This is a genomic window from Gilliamella sp. ESL0250 (assembly GCF_013345045.1).
GTDB classification, from domain to species: Bacteria; Pseudomonadota; Gammaproteobacteria; order Enterobacterales; family Orbaceae; genus Gilliamella; species Gilliamella apicola_H.
Genome location: NZ_JAAEDV010000003.1, coordinates 33817 through 59048 on the forward strand (window position 1 = coordinate 33817; position 25232 = coordinate 59048).

General features: G+C 35.5%; 20 protein-coding genes. 11 read left to right on the top strand and 9 right to left on the bottom strand.

Features of this window, described 5'->3' with window-relative positions; genetic code table 11:
* The first annotated feature begins 9 nt into the window (after positions 1-9).
* Positions 10-1080 (top strand): alpha/beta hydrolase, encoded by a 1071-nt coding sequence (locus tag GYY69_RS03315; RefSeq protein WP_174796419.1) that lies wholly within the window; start codon positions 10-12, stop codon positions 1078-1080.
* Between the two features lie 98 nt (positions 1081-1178).
* Here GYY69_RS03315 and GYY69_RS03320 read toward each other — a convergent pair whose 3' ends face one another.
* Positions 1179-2054, bottom strand: a complete 876-nt coding sequence (locus tag GYY69_RS03320; protein ID WP_174796581.1) for a LysR substrate-binding domain-containing protein — start codon at positions 2052-2054, stop codon at positions 1179-1181.
* A 728-nt stretch (positions 2055-2782) separates the two neighbouring features.
* Between GYY69_RS03320 and GYY69_RS03325 the strand changes: the two genes are divergently transcribed.
* The 4 genes from GYY69_RS03325 to ispC all read left to right on the top strand — a co-directional run bounded on the left by GYY69_RS03325 (position 2783) and on the right by ispC (position 7790).
* A complete protein-coding gene (locus GYY69_RS03325; protein WP_174796420.1) occupies positions 2783-4189 on the top strand; it encodes a hypothetical protein in 1407 nt (468 codons plus the stop codon).
* 936 nt (positions 4190-5125) lie between these two features.
* The gene (gene deoC, locus GYY69_RS03330) at positions 5126-5791 is read left to right on the top strand and encodes a deoxyribose-phosphate aldolase (protein WP_174796421.1); all 666 of its coding nucleotides are present in this window, start codon (positions 5126-5128) and stop codon (positions 5789-5791) included.
* Between the two features lie 57 nt (positions 5792-5848).
* Positions 5849-6610 carry a DNA-binding transcriptional repressor DeoR gene (deoR, locus tag GYY69_RS03335; protein WP_174796422.1) on the top strand — a complete coding sequence of 254 codons (762 nt, stop codon included), beginning with the start codon at positions 5849-5851 and terminating at the stop codon, positions 6608-6610.
* A gap of 1 nt (position 6611) precedes the next feature.
* Positions 6612-7790 carry a 1-deoxy-D-xylulose-5-phosphate reductoisomerase gene (ispC, locus tag GYY69_RS03340; RefSeq protein WP_174796423.1) on the top strand — a complete coding sequence of 393 codons (1179 nt, stop codon included), beginning with the start codon at positions 6612-6614 and terminating at the stop codon, positions 7788-7790.
* 114 nt (positions 7791-7904) lie between these two features.
* On the opposite strand, the gene GYY69_RS03345 is transcribed toward ispC, so the two are convergent.
* The gene (locus tag GYY69_RS03345; RefSeq protein ID WP_174796424.1) at positions 7905-8864 is read right to left on the bottom strand and encodes an aminoimidazole riboside kinase; all 960 of its coding nucleotides are present in this window, start codon (positions 8862-8864) and stop codon (positions 7905-7907) included.
* A gap of 314 nt (positions 8865-9178) precedes the next feature.
* Between GYY69_RS03345 and GYY69_RS03350 the strand changes: the two genes are divergently transcribed.
* Complete coding sequence (locus GYY69_RS03350) at positions 9179-10648, top strand: glycoside hydrolase family 32 protein (RefSeq protein ID WP_174796425.1); 1470 nt, start codon at positions 9179-9181, stop codon at positions 10646-10648.
* Between the two features lie 139 nt (positions 10649-10787).
* Here GYY69_RS03350 and GYY69_RS03355 read toward each other — a convergent pair whose 3' ends face one another.
* Together GYY69_RS03355 and GYY69_RS03360 are read right to left on the bottom strand one after the other, a co-directional pair.
* A complete protein-coding gene (locus GYY69_RS03355) occupies positions 10788-12269 on the bottom strand; it encodes a SulP family inorganic anion transporter (RefSeq protein ID WP_174796426.1) in 1482 nt (493 codons plus the stop codon).
* A 464-nt stretch (positions 12270-12733) separates the two neighbouring features.
* Entirely contained in the window at positions 12734-13738 is a 1005-nt protein-coding gene (locus GYY69_RS03360) for a LacI family DNA-binding transcriptional regulator (RefSeq protein ID WP_174796427.1), read from the bottom strand.
* Between the two features lie 208 nt (positions 13739-13946).
* Here GYY69_RS03360 and GYY69_RS03365 point away from each other — a divergent pair, with 208 nt between their 5' ends.
* Both GYY69_RS03365 and cysE read left to right on the top strand, forming a co-directional pair.
* Positions 13947-15188 (top strand): oligosaccharide MFS transporter, encoded by a 1242-nt coding sequence (locus GYY69_RS03365; RefSeq protein ID WP_202984936.1) that lies wholly within the window; start codon positions 13947-13949, stop codon positions 15186-15188.
* Positions 15189-15376: 188 nt separating this feature from the next.
* Positions 15377-16138 carry a serine O-acetyltransferase gene (gene cysE / locus GYY69_RS03370; RefSeq protein ID WP_065638036.1) on the top strand — a complete coding sequence of 254 codons (762 nt, stop codon included), beginning with the start codon at positions 15377-15379 and terminating at the stop codon, positions 16136-16138.
* A gap of 58 nt (positions 16139-16196) precedes the next feature.
* Here cysE and GYY69_RS03375 read toward each other — a convergent pair whose 3' ends face one another.
* From GYY69_RS03375 to recN, 5 genes are all read right to left on the bottom strand, one after another.
* Positions 16197-17030 carry a mechanosensitive ion channel domain-containing protein gene (locus tag GYY69_RS03375; protein WP_174796429.1) on the bottom strand — a complete coding sequence of 278 codons (834 nt, stop codon included), beginning with the start codon at positions 17028-17030 and terminating at the stop codon, positions 16197-16199.
* Positions 17031-17091: 61 nt separating this feature from the next.
* Positions 17092-17685, bottom strand: coding sequence for a nucleoid occlusion factor SlmA (gene slmA / locus GYY69_RS03380; RefSeq protein WP_174796430.1), 594 nt, complete (start codon positions 17683-17685; stop codon positions 17092-17094).
* Complete coding sequence (gene dut, locus GYY69_RS03385; RefSeq protein WP_174796431.1) at positions 17682-18140, bottom strand: dUTP diphosphatase; 459 nt, start codon at positions 18138-18140, stop codon at positions 17682-17684. Before dut ends, slmA begins: the two co-directional genes overlap by 4 nt.
* Positions 18124-19350, bottom strand: a complete 1227-nt coding sequence (coaBC, locus tag GYY69_RS03390; RefSeq protein ID WP_174796432.1) for a bifunctional phosphopantothenoylcysteine decarboxylase/phosphopantothenate--cysteine ligase CoaBC — start codon at positions 19348-19350, stop codon at positions 18124-18126. Before coaBC ends, dut begins: the two co-directional genes overlap by 17 nt.
* A 51-nt stretch (positions 19351-19401) precedes the next feature.
* Positions 19402-21063, bottom strand: coding sequence for a DNA repair protein RecN (recN, locus tag GYY69_RS03395; protein WP_174796433.1), 1662 nt, complete (start codon positions 21061-21063; stop codon positions 19402-19404).
* A gap of 383 nt (positions 21064-21446) precedes the next feature.
* On the opposite strand from recN, the gene GYY69_RS03400 reads away from it, so the two are divergent.
* Genes GYY69_RS03400 through GYY69_RS03410 form a run of 3 tightly spaced genes read left to right on the top strand, consistent with a single transcriptional unit; the run spans position 21447 to position 25113 of the window.
* A complete protein-coding gene (locus GYY69_RS03400) occupies positions 21447-22697 on the top strand; it encodes a hypothetical protein (protein WP_174796434.1) in 1251 nt (416 codons plus the stop codon).
* Positions 22694-23176 (top strand): three component ABC system middle component, encoded by a 483-nt coding sequence (locus GYY69_RS03405; RefSeq protein WP_174796435.1) that lies wholly within the window; start codon positions 22694-22696, stop codon positions 23174-23176. The genes GYY69_RS03400 and GYY69_RS03405 overlap by 4 nt, the downstream gene beginning before the upstream one ends.
* Entirely contained in the window at positions 23173-25113 is a 1941-nt protein-coding gene (locus GYY69_RS03410) for a DUF3732 domain-containing protein (protein WP_174796436.1), read from the top strand. The genes GYY69_RS03405 and GYY69_RS03410 overlap by 4 nt, the downstream gene beginning before the upstream one ends.
* Positions 25114-25232: the final 119 nt, after the last annotated feature.

Genomic DNA, 25232 nt, shown 5'->3' on the forward strand with positions numbered 1-25232 from the left:
ATCACATTAATGAAAAAGGTTTTATTTTATTTCAAAGATAGTACTGCTTTAATCGTCTTTTTAAGTCTTTTTGGGTTATTTTTATCACCATCAGTAATGGGAGCCGATATGTCTAACAATGCGAATAATTTTTATCAAAGCGATAATGTCACTATGCAAAAAGTTAGTTTTCTAAATCAATATAAAATGAGCGTGGTTGGAAATTTATTTATGCCTAAAACGCTTGATCCAAAAAATAAATATCCAGCCATTATTGTTGGACATCCAATGGGTGCGGTTAAAGAACAAAGTGCCAATTTATATGCGACTAAAATGGCTGAACAAGGCTTTATTACATTAGCCATTGACTTATCTTTTTGGGGCGAGAGTGAGGGGCAGCCGCGTAATGTTGTATTGCCCGATATATATGCAGAAGATTTCAGTGCTGCAGTTGATTATTTAGGTACTCAAACTTTTGTGGATCGTCACAATATTGGCGTAATTGGTGTTTGTGGTAGTGGTAGTTTTGTTATTAGTGCCGCTAAAATTGATCCTCGTTTGAAAGCTATTGCAACGGTAAGTATGTACGATATGGGTTCGGCCAATCGCCATGCTCTTCACCATTCGTTAACACTTGAACAGCGAAAACAGATCACTAAACAGGCGGCAGAACAACGTTATGTTGAATTTACCGGTGGTCAGACATTATATACAAGTGGTACGGTCAATAAAGGGCAACTCAAACCAGAAGATGGTCCAATTGCCCATGAATTTTACGATTTTTATCGTACGCCTCGTGGTGAATATACGCCAGCCAGTTCAACGCCAGAACTAACGACTCACCCAACATTAACCAGTAATGTAAAATTTATGAACTTCTATCCATTTAACGATATTGAAACCATTTCACCACGACCAATGTTATTTATCACAGGTGATCAGGCTCATTCTAAAGAGTTCAGTGAAGATGCTTATAATCGCGCAATAGAGCCGAAAGAACTCTATTATGTAAAAGGAGCTGGGCATGTTGATCTTTATGATCGAATCGATTTAATCCCTTTTGATAAATTAACAACCTTTTTTAAAACGCATTTAAAATAGCCATTAATTTTTAATGAAATGTTGTCCCATAGCAAAGGGAGTAAGAATTTACGAAGCTCCCTTGCTTTTGCTCATCATTATAAAATAGCAGATGAATATCAAAAATGTTCTTTTAGCTGTTTTAAAAACAGTTCAGCAGCTTTAGAAAATACATGATATTTTTTCCAGACAATATTCACATCTACTTTCAATTTTGGATATAAAGGTCTAAAACAAAGCGGGTTATTGCCTGTTGTATTAATCAGTTTATCTAAACACAAGGCATACCCAATATGTTGTTCAACCATTAAAGCAGCATTAAATATTAAGTTATATGTTGCAATAATATTTAATTTTTCATAGTTTCGTTTAAACCATTGTTCAATGCTATCACTAACATATTTTTGTTGGGAAACAATCAGTGGTAATGACCATAAATCAGATGGAGAAATGACTTCAAGGTTTGCCAACGCACAATCTTTTCTCATTAATACTCCCCATGTATCTTGTTGAGGAAGGCACAATGATTCATATTTTGTTAGATGAGTCGGTTCAATTAACACACCAAAATCAAGTAATCCCTTATCAATACGTTCGGTGACATCATTTGCATTACCACTATAAATATGGATGCGGATGTGTGGGTAAACCTCTTGCATTGATTTAATCACATTCACCACCAACTTCATTGCATCGGTTTCACCACAACCAATATAAATATCACCACTAATACTTTCGGTGGGTGCTTGAAACTCTTCTTCTGTTTTATGCACAAGTTCCAGTATTTCCTCGGCACGTTTACGTAATCGTATTCCTTCATCGGTCAAGGTAATTCGCCTACTGCCACGAATAAATAGGGGGGTGCCAAGTGTTTGTTCAAGCTCCATCAACTGACGAGATAAGGTAGGTTGAGTTAGATGCAAATGGTTGGCGGCAGCGGTAATACTTTCTTCTTTAGCAAGAGCAAGAAAATAACGTAAAATTTTTATATCTATCATTTCCTTTTCCCATCATTCTTGTTTAACAATTATTTGATTTTTATGTTTAAAAAATGTTATGTCAGAATATGACGAATATTTACTTCCATTATTAACATAATCTTTTAAAAATCATCAGATGTTTTATCACAAATGATTTAAGTTGGATAGGTTACTCTTTGTTACCGCTCAGTATTGCCAAGCGAGTTAATTGGCATAGAGCATTTGGCAAAAAGTCAAATAAGCTTTGGACTTACACAGATGAGTGTTTTAGATGGTTTTTTGTTAAAAATCGGTCAGAAAATGTGCTGATTTTATTAAAGTTTTTATTGGCGCTTTTTTTATTCAAAAAACACCGCCAAAACCATTCTCCAAAACACGCCGTCAAAAGCTCAACTTTACTCACTTAACAAATCTTTACAAAATTTTAACAAAAAAACTAGCGCATTATTAATCAACCGGCTATAATCCAAACTCCCTCAAAGCAAGGGAAAGCTCATTAGTTGAGTGGTTAACCATAAAAAATAAAATAAAACAAATAATTAATTGAAGGGGTAATCGAAATGCGTTACCATCTACGGCATCTTGCCTTCCAAACTTCCGCTATAAATCTTTTTCAATTTCACCATAGTCAGAAACAGGCACAGTTCTTATTTTTATCAACTAAGTCATTTCGCGTAGCGAAGCTGTGTTTATCGGCAGGGCTGTCGTTGAGGTCTAGGTTTAAGCTTTTATCGTTCTTATCAATGTATTCATTGGTCTTTGCGCCCTTGTTGTTTTTGCCGTGTTCGTTTGATACACAGGCGTTATCGGCAAAAACAACAAGGGTGATTGAGGGTAGTGCGCCTTATTTAACGTTTGATGGAGGTCGAACTAAGGTAACTTCAAATGATGATTTATTGACTATTATTTTGCCGGATGGTACAAAGGTCACCCCTTCATCCAATACTTCAAGTGCAACCAATCCGATACTGATAACAAATGGAAGTACTTTTGATGATATACACATGGTGCTGCCGCTAGGGGTAAACACAGTAAACTTAAGTGACTTAATTACTCAAGGTAATTGGGGAGATGATGATGGAGATGGTCAGGGTACTAATGGTGTAATGGCATCAGGAGGGCGTATATCGGTGAGTTTTACTGATAAGAATGGCAGTACAGTAAGTCGTAGCGATACATTAGATATATGTAGTGCACCTTATAAGGTAATATTAAGTAGTACAAATGGTAATTTAACTACTCAGTATGGCATACCGAAAGGCAGGACTTTCGGAGGTAGTAGGGTAACGTATTATATCAATCCAAATTCACCGCCTAAAGTTTGTTACGCAAGGCCGAATGTTAGTTACATTGGAGATAACGCAGGTAAAGACATATGGAATCGTAATAAGGGCTTTCTTACTCAGTCAATAAATCCATCATCTTATGGGCTTAATTTCCCTACTACGGGTGCTTATGGATTGTTTTTTGATTTAGATATAGCCGGGGTTGATGCAAGTCAGTTGACTTGGTCTTCGGTTCCTCCTCATGGTGAGATAACTGCTATTGTCACATGGGTAAAACCAAACGATAATGATACATGGATTTCTGATAAATCCATGTATGTAACGCGGGTAACATTAAATGGTCCTAGAGCGGATGATGCGCGAATACAGTCAGATAATCCTAGTCCACTTCGTAGACCTATTTTACCTCAGACCTTTGAATTAGAGGGTAGGGATAAAAGTGGTAATGTGGTGATTAAGTACGGTTTTGTATTGCAGAAGTGGTTTGTCAATCGGGCTGATAAAGAGGATACTCCTTCACGTCAAACAACATGGTGTAGTAGTTTGGGCTATCGTCTGTCTAGGATAAGGGATTTAACCAATGCAAAATGTGGTGTACAGGCGGATGATGGGTTTCCATGTGTAGATGGGATAGATGGCGCCAAGCCGTCATCAGATGCTAGGTATTACCAGCGTCGAATAGGTGCAGGGTTTTTTACGGAGTGGGGTAGCATGGGCTATTACGCCGATGCGGGCTTCCGCCGTTTCAGAGGCTACTGGACGAGTGATGCAATATACGACACTAATTTTGATGTCAACTCGGATAATGGTTACGTCTACAGATACCGCGGCGGCAAACATCCTGCTGTTTGTACTACTCCTTAGTTAGGGGGTGGAGGGCGCTTATGGAGCAAATAGAGGGTAATATAACAAAGAAACAAGCCTTCGCGCAGTTTAGGCTTCCCATTAGCTTGCGCTTGTTGCCACTGAAAGAAATATAATTTCCTATATTAATAACAACGTGCACAAAAATAAGCATAGGGCTCTTTTAAAAATCCCTCAAGCGAGGGATTGATTTCGATTAATGGATTAAGCTATCAAGTGGGATATTAAACAGATGATTAAATCTTTTAATCACTGGTCGCGTTAATTTACGTTTGTCGTTTAATCTTTCATAAACTTGATTCGGTCATCCAATTGCTTGGGAAAGGTCTTTTACCGTTAGGTCTTGTTGTTCCATTCTAAATTTAATTGCTACCACGTCTGTGGGTGGCTCAATGTGGTAATTTTCATTTTCGTATTCTAACATCGTATCACAGACAAGCGATATGGCGCTTATATCATAAAGAGCAGATAACCGTTATTGATTTGGCTAAATGTTTATGGTTAGTCGTCCGACCATTTATAAAGTGCTAAAGAAAGTCAGGTTGAAGCTATTTATTCCTTTAGCTAGTAAGAATGAACGTTCCAAGGTTATTTTATTTGTCTTATTCCTGCATCAGAGTGCGCCGATAACTAAGTGAGGTCAGCATGCCAAACAGGAATGTTTGACGAGGCGTTGACATGAATGTTATTTCTTTCACAAAAAGTCTAAAACATCTAAAATCCAACCGTTTTCCAATGACCTCTACCACAAGTCTTAAAATCACACGCGACTTTTTAAACACTATTTTTATCTGTACTATTTCAATCAATTACGCCATAATGTTATAAAAATAACAGTACTTGGCTATATTTGTTATTTTTATAACATCCCTATTTATTTACATACTAACAATATTTAATTAAACATTATTACAAAGACATTTTAAGGATCTCGTTATGAGTTATGCAAAGTATATTGATCATACTTTACTCGCAATGAATGCGACGGAAGATCAAATTCGTAAGCTTTGTGATGAAGCTAAGGAATATCATTTTTATTCGGTTTGTGTAAATTCAGGCTATGTGCCTTTAGCAGCAAGTTTACTTAACGGTAGTGATGTAAAAGTGTGTGCGGTGGTTGGCTTTCCACTTGGTGCTATGCTCACTAGCGCTAAAGCGTTTGAAACTGAAATGGCGGTTAAAGCTGGCGCGCAAGAAATCGATATGGTTATTAATGTAGGTTGGTTAAAAAGCAATGATTTCGATGCCGTTAAACGGGATATTGAAGCGGTATTTAAAGCTTGCGGTATAGTGCCATTAAAAGTCATTTTAGAAACCTGTTTATTAACCAAAGAAGAAATTGTTAAAGTTTGTACAATTTGTAAAGAAATTGGCGTTGCATTTGTGAAAACTTCAACCGGCTTTAGCTTGTCGGGTGCAACTGTTGAGGATGTTAAATTAATGCGTGATACTGTAGGTAAAGAGATGGGCGTTAAAGCATCGGGCGGTATTCGCGATCGTGCAACTGCTGAAAAAATGATTCAAGCAGGTGCAACGCGTTTAGGTGCAAGCGCAGGCATTGCTATTGTATCGGGTGATACCACATCATCAAGCAGTTATTAATCAATAAACTTATCAATAAGCGACTTTATGTCGCTTATTGATATTGATGGAATCTGAATGGAAACGCAATCGCAAAAAAGAATTAATGACCTCATTCAAATTTTAAAAAAAACAGATAAGATCCATTTAAAAGAGGCCGCTAAGTTGTTAGCGGTTTCTGAAATGACCATTCGACGTGATTTAAGTAACATCCCTACATCATTAACGGTTTTAGGTGGTTATATTGTTAGTGAAGCTCGTTATCAAGCAACGCAATATTTTGTTTCCGATCAGCAAGATAAACAAGTTAACGAAAAGCTACATATTGCTAAACTAGCTAGCAAACTTGTTTTTGCAAACGATACCGTTTTTTTTGATTGCGGTACCACAATCCCTTTTATCATTGATGCTATTGATGATGAAATAACCTTTACCGCTATCTGTTATTCATTAAACGCATTTTTAGCATTACAAAAAAAACCTAATTGTAAGACAATTTTATGTGGTGGTTATTATCAGGTTAATAATGCTATTTTTACCTCTATTGGACAGCATTGCCAATTAAATTCGATTTGCCCAAATAAAGCGTTTATTTCAGCTGCTGGGGTTGATATATCACGAGGAGTCACTTGTTACCATTTTGATGAACTTGATATGAAGTTGCAAGCTATGAAACAATCTGATCAGCGTATTTTGATTGCCGATCATACTAAATTTAGTCAAGTCAAGCCGGCTTTTATTAGTGAATTAACGCTGTTTAATCAAATTATTACCGATAAAGCCCCGACTAAAGAATTTATCTCTTTTTTCAATAACCATAATTTAAAACTAATGTATTAATATGCAAAATATCACAATTTTAGGGTCGACTGGTTCAATTGGTTGCAGTACGCTAGCGGTTATTGCTCAAAATCCTCATCTGTTTAAGGCGTATGCCTTAGTGGGTGGCAATAATGTTGCCAAAATGACTGAGCAATGTTTGGCATTTAAGCCTAAATACGTTGCTATGGCAACAGCGCAAGCGGCTAAGGAGCTAAGAGCAAATCTTGCTAATCTAAAATTGGATATTGAAGTGTTAAGCGGTGAACAAGCCATTTGTGATTTAGCGCAGTTGCCCGAAGTCGATCAAGTGATGGCCGCTATCGTTGGTGCTGCTGGGCTAAAACCAACCCTTGCGGCAATTAAAAAAGGTAAACGTATTTTGCTTGCCAATAAAGAATCTCTTGTGACCTGTGGGCATCTGTTTATGCAAGCGGTTAAAGAGTATGGCGCTGAACTGTTACCTGTGGATAGTGAACATAACGCGATTTTTCAAAGTTTGCCAATAGCGGTACAGCATAATTTAGGTTTTGCTAATTTGGCTGAACAGGGTATTACTAAAATAGTTTTAACGGGTTCGGGTGGGCCGTTTCGTGATTGGGAATTCGATAAGCTTGCATCGGTTACGCCAGCGCAAGCAGTTGCACATCCTAACTGGTCGATGGGTAAAAAGATTTCTGTGGATTCGGCAACCATGATGAATAAAGGACTTGAGTATATCGAAGCTCGTTGGTTATTTAATGCAAGTGCCGACGAAATGGAAATTATTATTCATCCGCAATCGATTATTCACTCCATGGTACGTTACCAAGATGGTAGTGTGGTGGCAGAACTAGGTGTGCCTGATATGTGTACGCCGATTGCTTATGCTATGTCTTACCCCAAACGGGTTGCTTCAAGTGTACCGCCTTTGGATTTTTGTCAAATTTCGGCTTTAACGTTTACACAGCCTGACTTTAATCGTTATCCTTGTTTAAAATTGGCAATAGAAGCGTCCAATCAAGGGCAAGCTGCCACAACGGCACTTAACGCAGCCAATGAAATTGCGGTAGAAGCATTTTTGCAACATGAAATTGGTTTTATGGATATTGCCAAAAATGTAGCAAAAGTATTAGATCAATTAGCTTTCCCTGAGCCAAGGACAATTGACGAGGTTTTTATGATTGATCAGTGGGCAAGATCGCAATGTGGCCAGCACTAAACGCGATTTGATTTTTATAAACAGTGAGTTAAATAGGTCGTAAGGGCAGTCAATCGCAATGACATTTTGAAAGTATTATGTTCAACGTTGCTGCCCTATTCATGCTTTTCTTGACTAAGCGATTTGTTTAGCGGTTAATGTTGGATTATCGCTAATAAATGATTGTAAAAATCTGCTATCGGGTAGCGCAGTTAACGCGCCTTTTTGGGTGGTCGCTAAGGCACCACAAGCACTAGCTATTGTCATCATGCTTTCTAACATGAGTTTATCTTCAGGCATTCCTGATGAGGCAATACTGCTAAGTAGTCCTGCCACAAAGGCATCGCCCGCACCGGTAGTATCAATACTATTTACATGGTAAGAATCAAACGAAAATGTTTTGCCTTGCCATAAGGCAATACTGCCATCTTTACCTTTAGTAATTAACTTTAATGGTGCCTCATAGTGTTGTTGTAGTTTACTTAATGCTTCATGCCAGTCATTGGATTGCGTGAGCCAAAATAGTTCTTCATCTGATAGCTTAAGGATATCGGCATCATGACAAAATTGAGTAATAGTTGTGCGCATTTCATCTTTATTTGCCCACATCTGTTCACGCAAGTTAACATCGAAGCTAATTAAGCCATTTTTAGCGGTAAGGTTTTCAATGGCGGTTTTAAGCGTTTGCCGACAAGTGTGTCCCACGAGTGCCAAAGAGCAAAAATGCAAAATATCTTGGTTAAAATCAGGTATCGCTTGCTGAGACAAAAATTGATCAGCAGAAGGTGAAACCAAAAAAGTAAAACTTCGTTCTCCATTTTGGCCTAAATCAACAACAACAGTACTTGTTTTATGGTGATCATCTTTTTCAAGGCTTTGGCAATCAACATGATATTCAAGGAACGTTTTTTCCATAAAATGACCAAAAGGATCATTTCCCACTCGGCCAATAAAAGCGGAAGGTAACCCCAATTTTGCAATACCAATTGCGACATTAGCCGGTGCGCCACCCGCACAAGCTTGATAATTCATATCGCCAAATGGTAACAAGTCAATAACAGCATCTCCAAGAGACCAAACTTTAGTATTATTCATTTTTTACTCGATTATAATTAGTGACTAAGGTAATCTAGAATAAATATAGATTACCGCTAAGCTTTGTAAAATATGTCATCTTTTTGCTTTTTAATAAAGTCATTGATGTTTAATTTATTGTTGAATTAATGATGGTTATTTTTTTAAAAGTTTGTCATAGACTAAATCATTTGGCAAAAAATTCATTGTTAACGTTAAAAATGTGTGACTATCATCACATATTTTATCGCTAATTTCATTAATAGTTAACGTTAACAATTAAATTAAGATACTATTAAATAAAGATATCTACTATTGGATAAAAAGGGGTTTTTATGTCTACTGCTATAGATAAAGCTAATCAAGCTGTTAAAAATTTAGAAAAAGTGATGAATAAGCAATACTATCCTCATTTTCATTTAGCACCCTCAGCAGGTTGGATGAATGATCCTAATGGTTTGATTTACTTTAACGGTCAATATCATGCTTTTTATCAGCATCATCCTTACGATGAAAATTGGGGGCCAATGCATTGGGGACATGCTGTTAGTGATGATTTGGTTACATGGCGTAGATTGCCAATCGCGATTGCTCCTGATCAAGAATTTGATAAAAGCGGTTGTTTTTCTGGCTCAGCGGTTGATAACCATGGTGAATTATGCTTAATTTATACAGGTCATCTTTGGTTAGCAGGTCAGGGTAATGATGAGCAGATTCGGCAAGTCCAATGTCTGGCAAGTAGCAAAGATGGTATTCATTTTGAAAAGCAAGGTACAGTACTTACGTCAAAAAATGGTATTATGCACTTTCGCGATCCTAAAGTGTGGCAACAACATGGCAAGTGGTGGATGGTGGTCGGTCAACGAACACCAAATGATGTGGGGCAAGTTTTACTTTATAGTTCAGATGACTTAAAAAATTGGATATTTGATCATGTCGTGGTAAGTGATATCGATCCTGATGTTTATATGCTTGAATGTCCAGACTTTTTTCCGCTAGGTGATAAATGGGTTTTGATGTTCTCGCCACAGGGTATGAAAGCAACAGGCTATCAGTACCGTAATCGATTTCAATCAGGTTATATTGTGGGTGATTGGCAACCAGGGCAACAATTTTCAACGGTTAAACCTTTTCAAGAGATGGATTTTGGGCATGATTTTTATGCACCGCAATCATTTCTTGCTGCTGATGGGCGTCGTATTGTGTTTGCTTGGATGGATATGTGGGAGTCAGCGATGCCGAGCAAAAAAGATAAATGGGCTGGTGCATTTACGCTGCCGCGTGAACTCATTTTAGATCAAGATAATAAAGTCCGAAACCGCCCGATTAAAGAACTTGAAGCATTGCGAGAAAATCCGGAATTATTTGGTGAAATAATGCTGAGTAGTGAAATTAAACACACCAATATTCAATCCATTAGTTGCGAACTTACTATTGAATTTGATTTAACACAAAGTACCGCTGAACGCTTTGGTTTACAACTAGCAGCAACTAATGATGGTAAGCAGGCGACACTTTTGTATATTGATCTACAATCAGAACGCCTTATACTTGATCGCAGTTTATCCGGTCCTGAATTAACCGGTTATCGTAGCGTACCGCTACCAAAAACAGATAAGCTAACTTTGCATATTTTTGTTGATGCCTCCTCTGTCGAGGTTTTTGTTAATGATGATTTGTATAGTCTCACTAGTCGTATTTATCCACAATTACCGGCCGAGCGAGTCATCAACCTCTTTGCTGAAAACGGAAAAGCGAAAGTTAAAAAATTGGAAAGTTGGCAATTGAAATCTATTTATGCGTAATATCAATTCACTGCCTTTTGGCAGTGAATTTTCGTTTTAAAAACTGCATTTTTATCGCCCTATTCCATATAATCACAAACAATAAATCATGATTTAAAACTATCAATGCAGCGCATTATTTTTTCACTACTCTATTGGTTTAGTGATTATTTAGCTTTTGTTTTGCATCTCGTTTATCATAAACCCCAAAATGGTCTACAATTGTACTACTGGCTTTATTTAGCCCTAACACTTCCACTTGTGCACCTTCTTTGCGGAATTTAATCACCACTTTATCTAAAGCCGCTACAGCGGTTATATCCCAAAAATGTGCATGGGTAAGATCGATTGTTACCTTTTGTATAACCTCTTTTAAATCAAATGAACTAATAAATTTTGTAGAGGAAGCAAAAAATACTTGTCCATACACGGTATAAATACGTTGTTCCTTGCTGGGTTGCTCTGTTTTTATTTGTAGGTAATGAGCGACTTTATTGGCATAAAACAGCGATGCCAGTAATACCCCAACAAATACGCCATAAGCAAGGTTATGGGTAAATACAACGACAACTACAGTTGCCAGCATCACAATATTGGTTGAAAGTGGGTATGATTTCAGGTTTTTAATCGAGTCCCAGCTAAAGGTACCAATGGAAACCATGATCATCACTGCTACTAACGCAGCCATTGGAATTTGGCTTACCCAGTCTTGTAAAAAAACAACTAATAATAGAAGTACAGTTCCAGCGATAAATGAGGATAGACGCGTTCGTCCGCCTGACTTCATATTTATAATTGATTGCCCAATCATTGCGCACCCCGCCATACCGCCAAAGAAGCCTGTCACGATATTAGCAATACCTTGTCCTTTGCACTCTCGGTTTTTATCACTCGGTGTATCGGTAATATCATCTACAATGGTTGCGGTCATCATTGATTCTAATAAGCCGACAATGGCTAATGAAAGAGAGTAAGGCAGAATAATCAATAAGGTATCAAGGTTAAAAGGGACATTCGGGAGTAAAAACGTAGGCAAGCTGGTGGGTAATGTACCCATATCACCCACCGTGCGTATATCCATGCCAAAATACATATAGATACCGGTAAGAATAAGAATGCAAAGTAGCGGTGAAGGAATGATTTTTCCTACTTTGGGGATATAAGGGAACAGGTAAATAATGCCAAGCCCAGCAATGGTCATTGCATAGACATGCCATGTGACATTGGTTAGCTCAGGAAGTTGTGCTAAAAAAATTAAGATGGCTAATGCATTAACAAAACCCGTTACCACAGAGCGAGAAACAAAGCGCATTAAGTTCCCTAATTGAAGAAAACCAGCAATAATCTGAAACATACCGCATAAGATTGTCGCGACCAGTAAATATTCAACCCCATGTGCTTTAACCAGTCCGGCAATGACGAGCGCCATTGCACCAGTAGCGGCAGAAATCATTCCTGGGCGACCACCGGCAAAAGCAGTAATAACCGCTATACAAAAAGCCGCATACAGCCCCATTTTAGGGTCAACACCGGCAATAATAGAAAAAGCAATTGCTTCAGGAATAAGGGCAAGTGCTACAACTATGCCCGATAGAACATCATTTCTGATATTGGAAAACCATTGTTTACGTAAAGATTGCATTGAATTTAATCACCACTGAAAAAAAGAAAATTGCCGCGTGAAGCAATGCACTTATAAGGTTATCAAAAGTTGATAGGGAAGATATGACTTGTGTGCATCACGCGAGTAACTATAATTATTCTTGATAGAAAGAACGCGCAAAAAGCTACACAGGTATACTCCATAATGAAATTATATTTTTTATAATAATAGAACTTAACCCATTGTACAATGAATAATTTTCTCATTATCTTTGAAAGTTATAATATTTTTATTGCTTAAAAATTTTAATCTAACCATGCAAATTTAAATGATACCGTTGCAATAGATCTATTTATTATAGGATTTAATGACGGCATTAACCGTCATCATTAAAAGCAAAATAGACAAAATTGAAAATGGGATTGGGCATTGGCGGTTAAACAACGTTTTAGATCTGTTTTTTTATGCCTTTATTTGGTTTGAGCTAATATATTTTATTTCAATTACAAAGAGGCTCTTTCTAAATAAGGTGATGCTACCTGTATTATCTCTTTTTGGCTTTTGCCATGAATAATATGTAACGCAGCTTTTTGGCCAATTTCATAATGAGGCAACTGGACTGTTGTTAATGGAGGATAAAATAGTTCACCCGTTCCCACCATATTATCGTAACCTAATACAGCAATGTCATTTGGAATACTTAATCCTTGACCGAGTAAAAATTGATAAGCAACAAAAGCGATTCGATCATTACCACAAATCAGTACATCAAAATCAGGTGTTTTATGACAATGTTGTTTCAATATATCAACCGTCATCATATATTCTTGTGCAAGGTCACCCGATAATATTGAGGTGTGATAACTGGTAAGAGCATTTAAATGATAACCCGCATCGAGCCACGCTTGCTCAACGGCTTTACGTCTGGTTTTACCTGCTAATGTGTTTTCTGATAAATAGATACATAGCGGCTTTTTATAGCCTTTATTTATGACCTGTAGCATGGCTTGATATTGACCTAAATAGTCATCAGGAATGTAGCAAGCAAGTTGCTTTGAATCGCTTATACAGTTAGCTAATACAACGTTTTTATCTAATAACTTTTCAGGTAGTTCAACTTTTCTTAATCCCATTGTGGTATAGATGATACCGTTAGGGCGATATGACAGTAGGGTATTAATGGCATGATCGGCATCTTTATCATCAAATAAATTAACAATAAAAGTATTCCATCCATGATTTTGGGCTGTTTTTTCTATGGCTTGGAGCAATTCTACTGAAAACGGTGTCATGGCGGTTTCTAATGCTAAAACACCAATAGCAGAAGGTCCTGAGTTATCACCACGAATCTTTCTTGCCGATAAATCAGGCACATAATTAAGTTGCTCAATAGCTTGTTTAACGCGTTTATAAGTTTCTTTATTTAATTTGTCAGGATTATTTATTGCACGTGAAACCGTCATCAGTGAAACAGATGCTAATTTTGCAACATCCTTAAGTGAAGCCATTGTTAATCCTTTTGCTTAACAAGATAAAATTATTATCGGTCATTACTTATGGGAGATGATACCACAAATATAAATGATAAAAAGTGTGAGGAGGTTAACATTTATGATAATCGATTCTATCTATTTCGTATTAAATATGGTCATAATGTTAACATTAACATGTTAACGTTAAACTTTATCAAATTTCAACAATATAAGAGTAATAAACATGAATATGATACAAAATAGAAACTATTGGTTCTCGTCTGGTTACCTTATTACGTTTTACGCTGCGTGGTCGCTTTGGTGGTCTTTTTATGCCATTTGGTTAAAAGGTAAAATTGGCTTATCGGGCGAACAGTTAGGTATTGTTTATGCAGCTAATTCTGCCGCAGCCATGTTTTTTATGATCTTCTATGGCATTATCCAAGATAAATTACAAATAGGAAAAGCGGTAGTAACCTTTCAAAGTATTATTATGGTGCTTATTGGTCCATTCTTAATTTATGTGTATGAACCTTTATTGAAAAATGATTTTATTTTTGGTGTGTGTATCGGCGCCCCTGTTTTAAGTGCTAGCTTTATTTCAGGTAGTGCTTTGATTGATTCGTTTATTGAGCGTATTAGTCGATTATTTGGTTTTGAATTCGGTCCTGCGCGTTTTTGGGGATCGTTTGGTTATGCGGCTGCCACCTTTGTTGCGGGTATTTTATTTAGTATTGATCCGCATATTAACTTTTGGATGGCATCGGTTGTTGCTGCTATCTTTTTAATTATTAATATTGTATTTAAACCAACACACTATCAAGGATCGCAGACCGAAAATAACAATACTGCTTTAACAGAAAAAACATCGACCATACCCACAATGGGTGAAATTTTCTCACTATTTGGCTTACAAAAATTTTGGTTGTTTGTCTTGTTTGTTATTGGTACTTACAGCTTTTATACCATCTATGATCAGCAATTATTTCCGAATTTTTATACCAGTTTTTTTGAAAAGAAAGAAGATGGTTATCAAGTTTATGGCTATTTAAATTCTTTCCAAGTCTTTTTAGAAGCAACTTGTATGATTATTGCGCCTTATTTTATTAATAAAATGGGGGCTAAAAAATCATTATTAGTTGCCGCACTGGTTATGATTTGCCGAATTGCGTTATCGGCAACATTGGATAATATTTATTTGATTTCCTTCGTTAAACTTTTTCATGCGATTGAAATTCCACTATTTATTTTGGCAATGTTCAAATATATTGTGGGTAATTTTGATGCAAGATTATCAGCGACCCTTTATTTAGTTGGGTTTAATATTTCATCCAATCTTGGCGTTATTGTGTTGTCATGGTTAGTTGGTAAATTATTTGATAATACCGGATATGCGACAACATTTTATGTCCTTGCCGGGGTTGTTTTACTGACTTCGGTGATAGCAATATTTACTTTAAGCGATGAGCAAAAATCAAAACAATAATAATTTTAAATTCGCACTAACAATAATAACAAAATGGAAACATGGAATTTCCATTTTGTTTTTTAACGTGATGATAAATGAATACAAAACTTGCTTCTAGGTTAAGTTTGCGAAACAATGTTAACAATTTTAGTTATTGTGTACAGGAACATGTCGTGAACGATGCAAAAATAGTTGTTAAACCCGAGATGTTATGGCAAGCCATTCGACAAGAAGCATCGACATTAGTCGAAAGTGAACCAATGCTGGCGAGTTATTTCCATGCAACTTTACTCAATCATGAAGATCTGGGTAGTGCTTTAAGCTATATTTTAGCTAATAAGCTTGTTTCTCAGGTTATGCCGGCTATTGAAATTCGTGAAATTGCTCGGCAAGCATATAAAGCTGATGAAAATATTATTCAGTCCGCAATAAACGATATTCTAGCTGTTTATATTCGCGATCCAGCAACTCATTATTATTCAACGCCACTGCTTTATTACAAAGGTTTTTTATCACTACAAGCTTATCGAATTGCACATTGGCTTTGGCAGCAAAACCGTAAATCATTGGCTATTTTTTTACAAAGCCAGATTGCGATAGTGTTTGGGGTAGATATTCACCCAGCAGCAAAAATTGGCTATGGGGTGATGTTTGATCATGCGACAGGCATTGTGATTGGTGAAACCGTGGTAATTGAAAACGATGTTTCTATTTTACAATCTGTCACCTTAGGTGGCACGGGTAAACAAAATGGTGATCGCCACCCAAAAATTCGTGAGGGTGTGATGATTGGTGCACACTCCACGATTTTAGGCAATATTGAAATAGGCAAAGGGGCTAAAATTGGTGCAGGTTCAGTTGTGTTAGATCCTGTGCCACCGCATACCACCGTTGCCGGCGTGCCAGCAAAAGTGGTGGGTTGCCCTGATTGCGACAAGCCAGCTTTAAATATGGATCAAGATATTTAATTGTTATTAAAGAATAAAAAACGCCGCAAATAGATATCGACGGCGTTTTGTATAACTGTTACTTAGTATTAAGGTTTACATCCATGGTTGGATATGGAATATTGATATTATTTTCAGTTAGCCCATTTTTGATATTTTCAAGCAATTCACCTTTTACGGTGCCGTAATTTTCATTTAATGTCCAAACTAAAACATTAAAATTCATTGAGGAAGCATCTAATACATCTAATCGAATGGTTGGCTCTTTGGTGGTTAATATATTATTGGTTTTATCAACGGCTTGTTTTAATACTTGATAAACTTTTTGAATATCTGAATTATAACCCACATTAATCACCAAATCTAAACGTCTTTCAGGCAAACGTGTATAGTTAATAATATTGGCACTCACTACTTGACTATTCGGGATCACAACAAGTTCATTCGTTGGGGTAACAATAGAGGTTGAGAAGATTTGTATAGAATCAATAACGCCTTGCTGGCTATTGATGATGACAGTTTCACCCACTTTAAATGGGCGAAAAATAATTAAAATAACCCCAGCGGCAAAGTTAGATAGCGAACCTTGTAATGCTAAACCAATCGCTAAACCAGCGGCACCAATAACAGCAACAATCGAGGCCGTTTGTACGCCTAATTGACCTAAAACGGCAACCAAGGTCATGACAATGATGACATAGTACGACAAAGCACTGACAAATTTAACAACGGTCGGATCAACGTGTCGGTTGAATAATATCCGTTTTAATTGGTTGCTAATAAATCTGGCAATAGTTCTACCAATAACAAAAATAAGAATAGCAAAGCAGAAATGAGCGATATAGCTAAATACAACCCCATCATATCGTTTGATAAAGGTAAGGGTATGATTTAAGAAATCTTCAAAATTCATCTTATTATCCTCGGTAATAGGGAATAGAAATTTCTGTTAATGTGTTTTTGTACAAAATTGGCTAAACCAGTTGTTTAACTAATAAAGTCCAACGTGTATCAAAATTAGTGGTTGGTAGATATTTAAAACCTGAACGAGAATAACGCGCCATCATACCTTCACAATAAGCTAATAACTGGCTAGATAAAATCCGTTCGTCTGTTATAAAAGCCACTCCCTCACGAATTTTTCGTTCACGTAAAACTTGTTTAATTTGAGTTTCAATGCGTTCAAATAGCTGGCTAATTCGCTCTTGTAACTGTTCTTGCTCAAACATTAATGCATGACCGGTCATAATTCTGGTTAATCCCGGGTTTTTTTCAGAAAAACCTAATATCAAGGCAAGAATAAGTTGTAAACGCGTAAAGGTATTAGGCTCATCTTGAATAATCACATTAATGCGCGACAATAAAATATCTTCAATATAGATAATTAAGCTTTCAAACATTTTTGTTTTGCTTGGAAAATGTCGATATAACGCTGCTTCAGACACACCAACTGTTGCGGCTAATTTGGCTGTCGTAATTCGTTGAGTACCTTCATTAGATTCAAGCATTTTTGCCAATGCTTGTAAAATATCTTCTTTACGATTTTTATTTTTGCTACTCACAGTCATTTTTTACCCGAATGCCCAAATCCACCTTCTCCACGCGCTGACTCAACAAATTCATCAACAATGTTAAATTCGGCTTGTACAACCGGAACAATAATTAATTGGGCAATTCGATCGCCTGCCTCAATAACAAAAGGCATTTGACTACGATTCCAAACTGGAACAAATAATTGGCCTTGATAATCAGAATCGATTAAACCGACCAAATTACCAAGCACAATACCATTTTTTGAACCAAGCCCTGAACGAGGTAATACTAAAGCAGCCAAACTAGGATCGGCAATATGCATTGATAAGCCCGTCGGCGTTAAGATTGTTTCACCTGGTTTGATTTCGGTGGTTTTATCAAACATCGCGCGTAAATCAATGCCAGCAGATCCTTCGGTTGCATAGGTTGGGAGTGGAAATTCATTACCCAAACGTTGGTCTAATACTTTTATATCAATTTTTCTTTTCATCATGACTCGCTTTATATCGTGTTATAACAGCTTGAAGTAACTGTGTTGCTAATTGTTGTTTACTGCTTAATGGTAACGTTTGCTCACCATTTTGCCAATATAGCGTTAATGTATTTTGATCAGAATTAAAGCCGATGGTTTTATCTGAAACATCATTAGCGCAAATTAAATCTAGATTTTTTGTGATTAATTTTTTTAGTGCATAAGTTTTGACATCATGAGTTTCTGCTGCAAATCCTACCACAAAAGGGCGATTCGTTTTTAGTGCTGCGACACTTGCTACAATATCGGGATTTTTTACTAATTCAATAATAAGTTCTTCGTTATCGCTGGTTTTTTTGATTTTTTGTGTCGCAATTGTTTTGGCATGATAATCGGCAACCGCTGCGCACGAAATAAAAATAGTTGATTTTTGCGCGCAATTTAATGCTTCATCATACATCTGTTTAGCGCTTTTAACGTCAATTCGCTTGACACCATTTGGCGTATCTAAATGGACTGGTCCACTAATTAATGTAACGGTAGCCCCCATTTGCGCCGCCGCGTTTGCAATTGCAAAGCCCATTTTTCCTGAACTGTAATTACTAATGTAACGAACTGGATCGATTTCTTCGATCGTTGGGCCTGCTGTAATGGTAATGGATATGTCTGAAAGTACTGAAGTTGCTTTAAAATAGAGTGCAAGTTCTTCAACAATTGCGTGTGGCTCAAGCATACGCCCAGGTCCAATATCACCACAGGCTTGAAACCCGTTATCTGGTCCTAAAATTAAGGTATTTCTTGAGGCTAATACTGATAAATTATGTTGAGTTGCCACAGCTTTATACATTTGTTGATTCATTGCTGGAGCAATGGCTATTGGTGCTGGCGTGGCTAAGCAAATAGTTGATAACAGGTCATCAGCAATACCATTGGCCATTTTGGCAATAATATTGGTAGTTGCTGGCGCAATTAAGACTAAATCAGCCCATTTGGCCAGTGCAATATGACTCATAGAAAGCTCGGCCGATGGATCAAAGAGATCACAAGATACTTGATTGCCAGAAACAGCTTGCAGGGTCATTTTAGTCACAAAATGGCTAGCTGAATCCGTCAGCACGACATGCACTTGCGCTCCTGCTTTTTTTAAATGGCGAACAAGATCAGGGCATTTATACGCAGCAATGCCACCTGTAATGCCTAACAAAATATGTTTACCCGATAGACTCATGATCAAGCTTCCTTCACATCAAGATGAAAGCGCTATATTACCACAATTCAGTTAGATAATAAGTAGCTCTTTTGCATTGGCTAATGTTGCTTCTGTAATTTTATCGCCACCTAATAATCTGGCTAACTCATTTAACCGTCCATTTTCATCCAATTTTTGCATATCGGTTGAGGTTTGTTTGCTATCTGTTTGTTTACTCACAAAATAGTGCTGATTTGCTTGCCCTGCCACTTGTGGTAAGTGTGTGACGGTAATTACTTGGGTCGATTGCCCAAGTTGCCTTAATAGTTGCCCCACTTTAGCGGCAGTTGGACCACTAATACCAACATCAATTTCATCAAAAATTAAAGCAGGAGTATCCATTTTTTGCGCCGTTAAAACTTGAATGGCTAAGGCAATACGTGATAATTCACCACCAGATGCCACTTTAGCGAGCGGTTGTGCACTTTGCCCCGCATTGGTACTGACTAAAAAAGTGACTTGATCGGCGCCATCTTCATTTAATCGATTTTCATCAAAAGCGATATCGATACTAAATTGCCCATTAGGCATGGATAATTCATGCATAATGGTGGTTACTTTTTTGGCTAAAGTTTTACTTATTGTGATCCTTTTTTGATGCAATTTAGCGGCAATGTCAACCGCGAGTTGATGGTATTTGCTAATATCGGTTTTAAGTTGTTCGCTTTGTTCATCCTGTTGATTAATTTGTTTAAATTCAGCTAACAAGGTCTGATGCAAATCGGGTAATGCTTCGGGAGCAACATGATGTTTACGCGCTAAAGCAATTTGTTTAGATAATCGCTGTTCAAGCTGCATAACGCGAGCTGGATCAATTTCTAAACGTTCACTATAGTGACGAAGTTCGTAGCTAGCTTCTTTAATCTGAATGGAAGCCTCGTCAAGCATGTTACAAACATTATGTAAAGTTGGATCGAGCTCAACCAATTCTTGAACACTATTTTTAACACTACTGAGCAAATTACTGACGTTATATTCATCGGCTTCATCTAACAACATTACAGATTGTTGACTTAGATTGATTAATTGTTCACTGTTGGACAATCGTTTATATTCTTCATCAATTTGTTGATATTCACCAGAAATTGGTGAAAATTCGTTTAACTCTTTTAACTGATATTGCAAAAGTTGTATATGTGCATCACGCTCTTGCCGTGTAGTTTGGTATTGCTGGTAAGCTCGTGTTGCTTCTTTCCACTGTTTATAGGCTTGCTGCATTTGGGCGAGCAAGGTGGGTTCATTCATATAATGATTTAGTAACAACTGTTGATAATCACTGCGTAACAGGCGCTGATGTTCATGTTGCCCATGAATTTGAATCAACATTTGCCCCAAATCTTTTAATTGCGAAATAGGTACCGCACGACCATTAATAAATGCTTTAGAACGCCCATCTTGATTAATCACTCTGCGTAAAATGCATTCATTGCCCTCATCAAGCTGATTTTCTCTCAACCACGCAAATGCAGCCGGCGTATCATCAAGCACAAAGCTTGCAGAAATATCAACACGATCAGCACCATGCCGAATAGATGAGGCATCAGAACGATTACCCAAACATAATCCTAATGCATCAATAGCAATAGATTTCCCCGCGCCCGTTTCACCCGTAATAGTGGTCATCCCCGTAGTAAAGTCAACAAGAAGCTGATCCACAATAGCAAAATTATTAATAGTTAGTTGAGTTATCATAATAAATTAATACATAAGGCTAGTTATAATATTGGCAGTATAGCAGTAAAAACACTGTAAATAAATACAGGTGATTGTTTTTATTTTTTCGAAATTTTGGGGGGAAAGCACACGGGGGGATTCTGCCGTATCAATATTGACAATAATGATTAAGTGCACCTCCAAAAGCAAAATTTACGTATAGTCTTAGTCAAGATATTCCCACTTTGTGTGCATAAAGGAAACCTAACTTTAGGTATTTCGGGTTTTATCAATACGCAGCTTCCCATTATATTAAGTAAGCGTTATTTATATGAAATCGTAACAAATCCACCTATGCGGTATGCAATATTTTTATATGATTTACAGTTGATTCATCAAAATGATTGAAAGGAATCGTGGTTATGGTGATTTCTTATTATAATATTGTGATTAAATTTAATTCAATGAAAGGTTTTACTGATGACTTATTTTATGTAATAATTTTGCCAATCATTATAATTAAAATGACTAAAAATAAAAGGTTAGCTTTTATGGATAAAATATTTTCTAATCAAGCTACGCCCAAATATTTAGGGTATGTCTATCAAGTTTTAATTGCTATTGAATCTTATTTTAATGCAAAAAAGAACCAAACTATTTGGTTAGAATGCTATGGTGATATATATGATGGTACTACTATTATTGAAACTAAAAGTCATTTAGAACATCATGATTTAACAAGTAATTCTGTAGATTTCTGGAAAACATTATATAACTTTTTAAAAGAAAATACTGATACTGTTGAATATTTCATTTTACATACCACCTCAGATGTGCCTATTGAGTCAATTTTTTATAATTGGAATGATAAAAATGTTAAGGAAAAATATGAAATTTTAAAATCACATAGTCCAGTGAGTACTATACAAAAGTACTATGATTTCATTTTTTCCGATAAGTTAAAAGTTAAACTTAATTCCGTTCTTGAGCGATTTTCAATTAAATCATCTCAGGAATCAGTTGAAAATAAATGGAATAATTTAATAAAGGATGGTCGACTTATTCATCATTTTTGTAAATCTAAAGAAGATGCATTACATTGGCTATATGGGCAATTCAATAAACAAGCAATTATTGAACATAAAAAATGGTGCATAGATGTTAATGATATGGATGAAAAACTAACATTATTTTCTAAAGTTTTTAAAAGAGAAAAGATCCCATTTCCTTTTGTATCTCAAAACGAAATACATTTTGATATTAAAGAGTGCAAATTTAAATTCATTAACGAGTTAGAAAAAATAAAATTAAAAAAAATGGCTATTTTAACTGCTGTTTCAGATTACCTTCGTGCACAAAATAGCCATATACAATTAATAAATAAATATGCAGATACTCTTTCTAATATTTTAGAAAATCATAATGAAACTATTTTGGATCGTTTAAGAAATAAAAAACAGAAACATGCAGAAAATATTCAAGAAAAAAATATTAATAGCGAGGAGCTTTTATATTTTTCTAGGCAACTTTACCATGATTGTGTCGGGAATACTGAAAAAATAGATATCCCAAATGTCAGTGATACAGGAATGTATTATCAGAATGGTAGAATACATCACAATGTTGATGAAGAAAAATTTTCTTGGGTATTTAATGACGAGGATATTACATGAAAATCGGTCGACTAGCTAATGCAATTTATTCTCCCCCATGGGTTGCAGAGCTTTTACATTATTTCTTAAGTGGAGCACAATCAGTAAAAGCTGAAGGCATTAAATTAGAGCTTATTTATATGGTTTTACCATTTATCTTTAATGAAGCAATTCGAAACCGTTTAATCATTTCAAGATCTAATTCAAATATAAATACAACATTTTTTAATAATGTATCATTAGACTTAAAAAACGCCTTAGCAGAGCAAAATGACCAATACCTAAGATTTAAGAATACAACACAAAATGGTTTGATTTACTTAAGCAATTTTACTCAACTAAAGTTTGACAAATATATTTCAATATCAAATCCATTATTATATAAAAATATTTCAAATAGTAAAAAAGATTACATTAAAGCAGCTTACCAATTAGGAATTATATTGGCTAAAGAGGACTACCTTACTATTTTTTTAAAATTTAGGATAACAAATTTATGAAGGCAACATTAAAAAGTATTGTTCTTTTTGCTAAGGATGGTAGAAAAAGAGAAGTTTCTTTGGAGAAAGGACTAAATGTAATAACTGGTGATTCAAAAACAGGGAAAAGTGCTCTTTTAGAAATAGTTGATTATTGTCTTTTTGCTTCACGTTCAACAATTCCTGTGGGTAAAATAACTGAATTTACTTATCTATATTCAATTGTATTAGAGTTTAAAACATGTTTTATTGTATTAGCTAGACCAAATTGGAATAGTGAGTTTAGAGCAAGTGAATACTTTTCCATTGAATCTGATGCAACTTTTCTTGATTCTTTTGATTTAAGTTATTTTAATCATAAACAACTTCGTCCTTTTAAAGAAATTCAAAAAGAAACTGAAGAACAATTTGGGTTGTTTGTATCCGATACAAGAGTAAGCAAAGATACAGATAGAAGGCTAGCTGGTAAAGTATCCATAAGAAATGCGATATCTTTAATTTTTCAACATCAAAACCTGATTGCAAATAAACATAGTTTTTTTTATCGATTTGATGATTTTTATAAAAGAAAAGATGTTATCTCTCAATTTCCTATTTTTTTAGGTTGGGTTGATGGTAAATATTATGCTTTAAATCAACGTTTAGAAAGATTAAATAAAGAGTTAAAGCAAAATACAAGAGATAAAATTAGTAAAGAAAAGAAGTTAGTAGAACAATTATACAAATTAAGAATGCCTATTTTACAATATTATCAAGCATTGGGATTAGTTTTAGAAGATAATGTTACTATTGATGAATTAAAAAAAATTGCCAAAGAATTACCAGGAATACCCCAAAATATTTATGAAAATAGCGATGTTGCAGAAACACTAGAGAACTTAGAAGAACAACGCATAAAATTTAGAGAGCAGCTAAGTGAAACTAATAAATTAATAAAAAAAATAGATAATAATGGTAGTGAGCTTTTCACATATGAAAAGAATATAACTAGAATAATAGATTCAATTCCTGAAAAAAATGATCACACCAATTATGAATGCCCTTTATGTAATAACCATGTGAATGAAGTTAATAAGCGAGTCGAGCTAGCTCATTTGTCAAGAATTGAGCTATTAAAGGAATTAAGGAAAATAGTATCTTATAAAAGTGATAATACAGAACATTTATTATTGCTGATAGAAAAAAAAGATGAATTAAAAAATAAAATCCGTGAAATTAATGCTCAAATTAGAAACCTACAAGAAACTTTAAAAGAAAATAATAAACATAGAAGTTTACGCGATAGTTTATTGGTATTGAAGGGAAGAATTCAAATCGTCTTAGAACAAATTCAAGAAAAACCAACATTAGGGGAAAACTTTTTTGATGTTATAGGTTATGAAAAAGAAATTAGAGATATAAAAAAACAATTAAAAATATATAATTTAGAACAAAAAATTGATCGCGCCAATTATTTTTTAAGTGAAAAAATGACATCTATCAGTCAGCAATTAGATTTTGAGAAAGAGTTGCAACCAGGTAGAATGTATTTTAATTTAAAAGATTTTGAATTTTATTATAACCACAATAACGAAAAAATAAGATTGTCTGAGATGGGAAGTGGAGCAAACTGGCTAGCTTGTCATCTATCTTTATTTCTCGCATTATTGCATTTAATTTGCAAAGAAAACTCTTCAATGCCAGCATTCCTTTTTATTGATCAACCAAGTCAAGTTTATTTTCCAAGAGCAATTACGAAAATTACTTCTTTGGAAGAAGGTGCTGATCCTGAAAAAACATTTGATGAAAATATCATTCAAGTAAAAAATATATTTAATGTTATCCTCAGAGAAATTCAGACTATAAAGGATGAATATAATGTTGATACTCAAGTAATATTACTGGAGCATGCAGATGAGCCTGAATTTGATCAGTTTGTAAGAAAACGTTGGACAACGGATGGTAATAAATTAATTTAACGACACATGGTTATGAAAAGGGCAATATCAATTGTCCTTAATTTTTCCAACAATACTTTCCATCGTAATCGCCAAAATTTTCGCAATTGAAACGCCTTTTCTTAGTAAAGCATTAATTT

What these genes read in the sequence shown, in the direction of transcription:
- GYY69_RS03315 (WP_174796419.1), top strand. Translation starts at nt 10, where the DNA reads ATGAAAAAGGTTTTATTTTATTTCAAAGATAGTACTGCTTTAATCGTC.
- GYY69_RS03325 (WP_174796420.1), top strand. Translation starts at nt 2,783, where the DNA reads ATGTATTCATTGGTCTTTGCGCCCTTGTTGTTTTTGCCGTGTTCGTTT.
- deoC (WP_174796421.1), top strand. Translation starts at nt 5,126, where the DNA reads ATGAGTTATGCAAAGTATATTGATCATACTTTACTCGCAATGAATGCG.
- deoR (WP_174796422.1), top strand. Translation starts at nt 5,849, where the DNA reads ATGGAAACGCAATCGCAAAAAAGAATTAATGACCTCATTCAAATTTTA.
- ispC (WP_174796423.1), top strand. Translation starts at nt 6,612, where the DNA reads ATGCAAAATATCACAATTTTAGGGTCGACTGGTTCAATTGGTTGCAGT.
- GYY69_RS03345 (WP_174796424.1), bottom strand. Translation starts at nt 8,864, where the DNA reads ATGAATAATACTAAAGTTTGGTCTCTTGGAGATGCTGTTATTGACTTG.
- GYY69_RS03350 (WP_174796425.1), top strand. Translation starts at nt 9,179, where the DNA reads ATGTCTACTGCTATAGATAAAGCTAATCAAGCTGTTAAAAATTTAGAA.
- GYY69_RS03355 (WP_174796426.1), bottom strand. Translation starts at nt 12,269, where the DNA reads ATGCAATCTTTACGTAAACAATGGTTTTCCAATATCAGAAATGATGTT.
- GYY69_RS03360 (WP_174796427.1), bottom strand. Translation starts at nt 13,738, where the DNA reads ATGGCTTCACTTAAGGATGTTGCAAAATTAGCATCTGTTTCACTGATG.
- GYY69_RS03365 (WP_202984936.1), top strand. Translation starts at nt 13,947, where the DNA reads ATGAATATGATACAAAATAGAAACTATTGGTTCTCGTCTGGTTACCTT.
- cysE (WP_065638036.1), top strand. Translation starts at nt 15,377, where the DNA reads ATGTTATGGCAAGCCATTCGACAAGAAGCATCGACATTAGTCGAAAGT.
- GYY69_RS03375 (WP_174796429.1), bottom strand. Translation starts at nt 17,030, where the DNA reads ATGAATTTTGAAGATTTCTTAAATCATACCCTTACCTTTATCAAACGA.
- slmA (WP_174796430.1), bottom strand. Translation starts at nt 17,685, where the DNA reads ATGACTGTGAGTAGCAAAAATAAAAATCGTAAAGAAGATATTTTACAA.
- dut (WP_174796431.1), bottom strand. Translation starts at nt 18,140, where the DNA reads ATGAAAAGAAAAATTGATATAAAAGTATTAGACCAACGTTTGGGTAAT.
- coaBC (WP_174796432.1), bottom strand. Translation starts at nt 19,350, where the DNA reads ATGAGTCTATCGGGTAAACATATTTTGTTAGGCATTACAGGTGGCATT.
- recN (WP_174796433.1), bottom strand. Translation starts at nt 21,063, where the DNA reads ATGATAACTCAACTAACTATTAATAATTTTGCTATTGTGGATCAGCTT.
- GYY69_RS03400 (WP_174796434.1), top strand. Translation starts at nt 21,447, where the DNA reads ATGGTGATTTCTTATTATAATATTGTGATTAAATTTAATTCAATGAAA.
- GYY69_RS03405 (WP_174796435.1), top strand. Translation starts at nt 22,694, where the DNA reads ATGAAAATCGGTCGACTAGCTAATGCAATTTATTCTCCCCCATGGGTT.
- GYY69_RS03410 (WP_174796436.1), top strand. Translation starts at nt 23,173, where the DNA reads ATGAAGGCAACATTAAAAAGTATTGTTCTTTTTGCTAAGGATGGTAGA.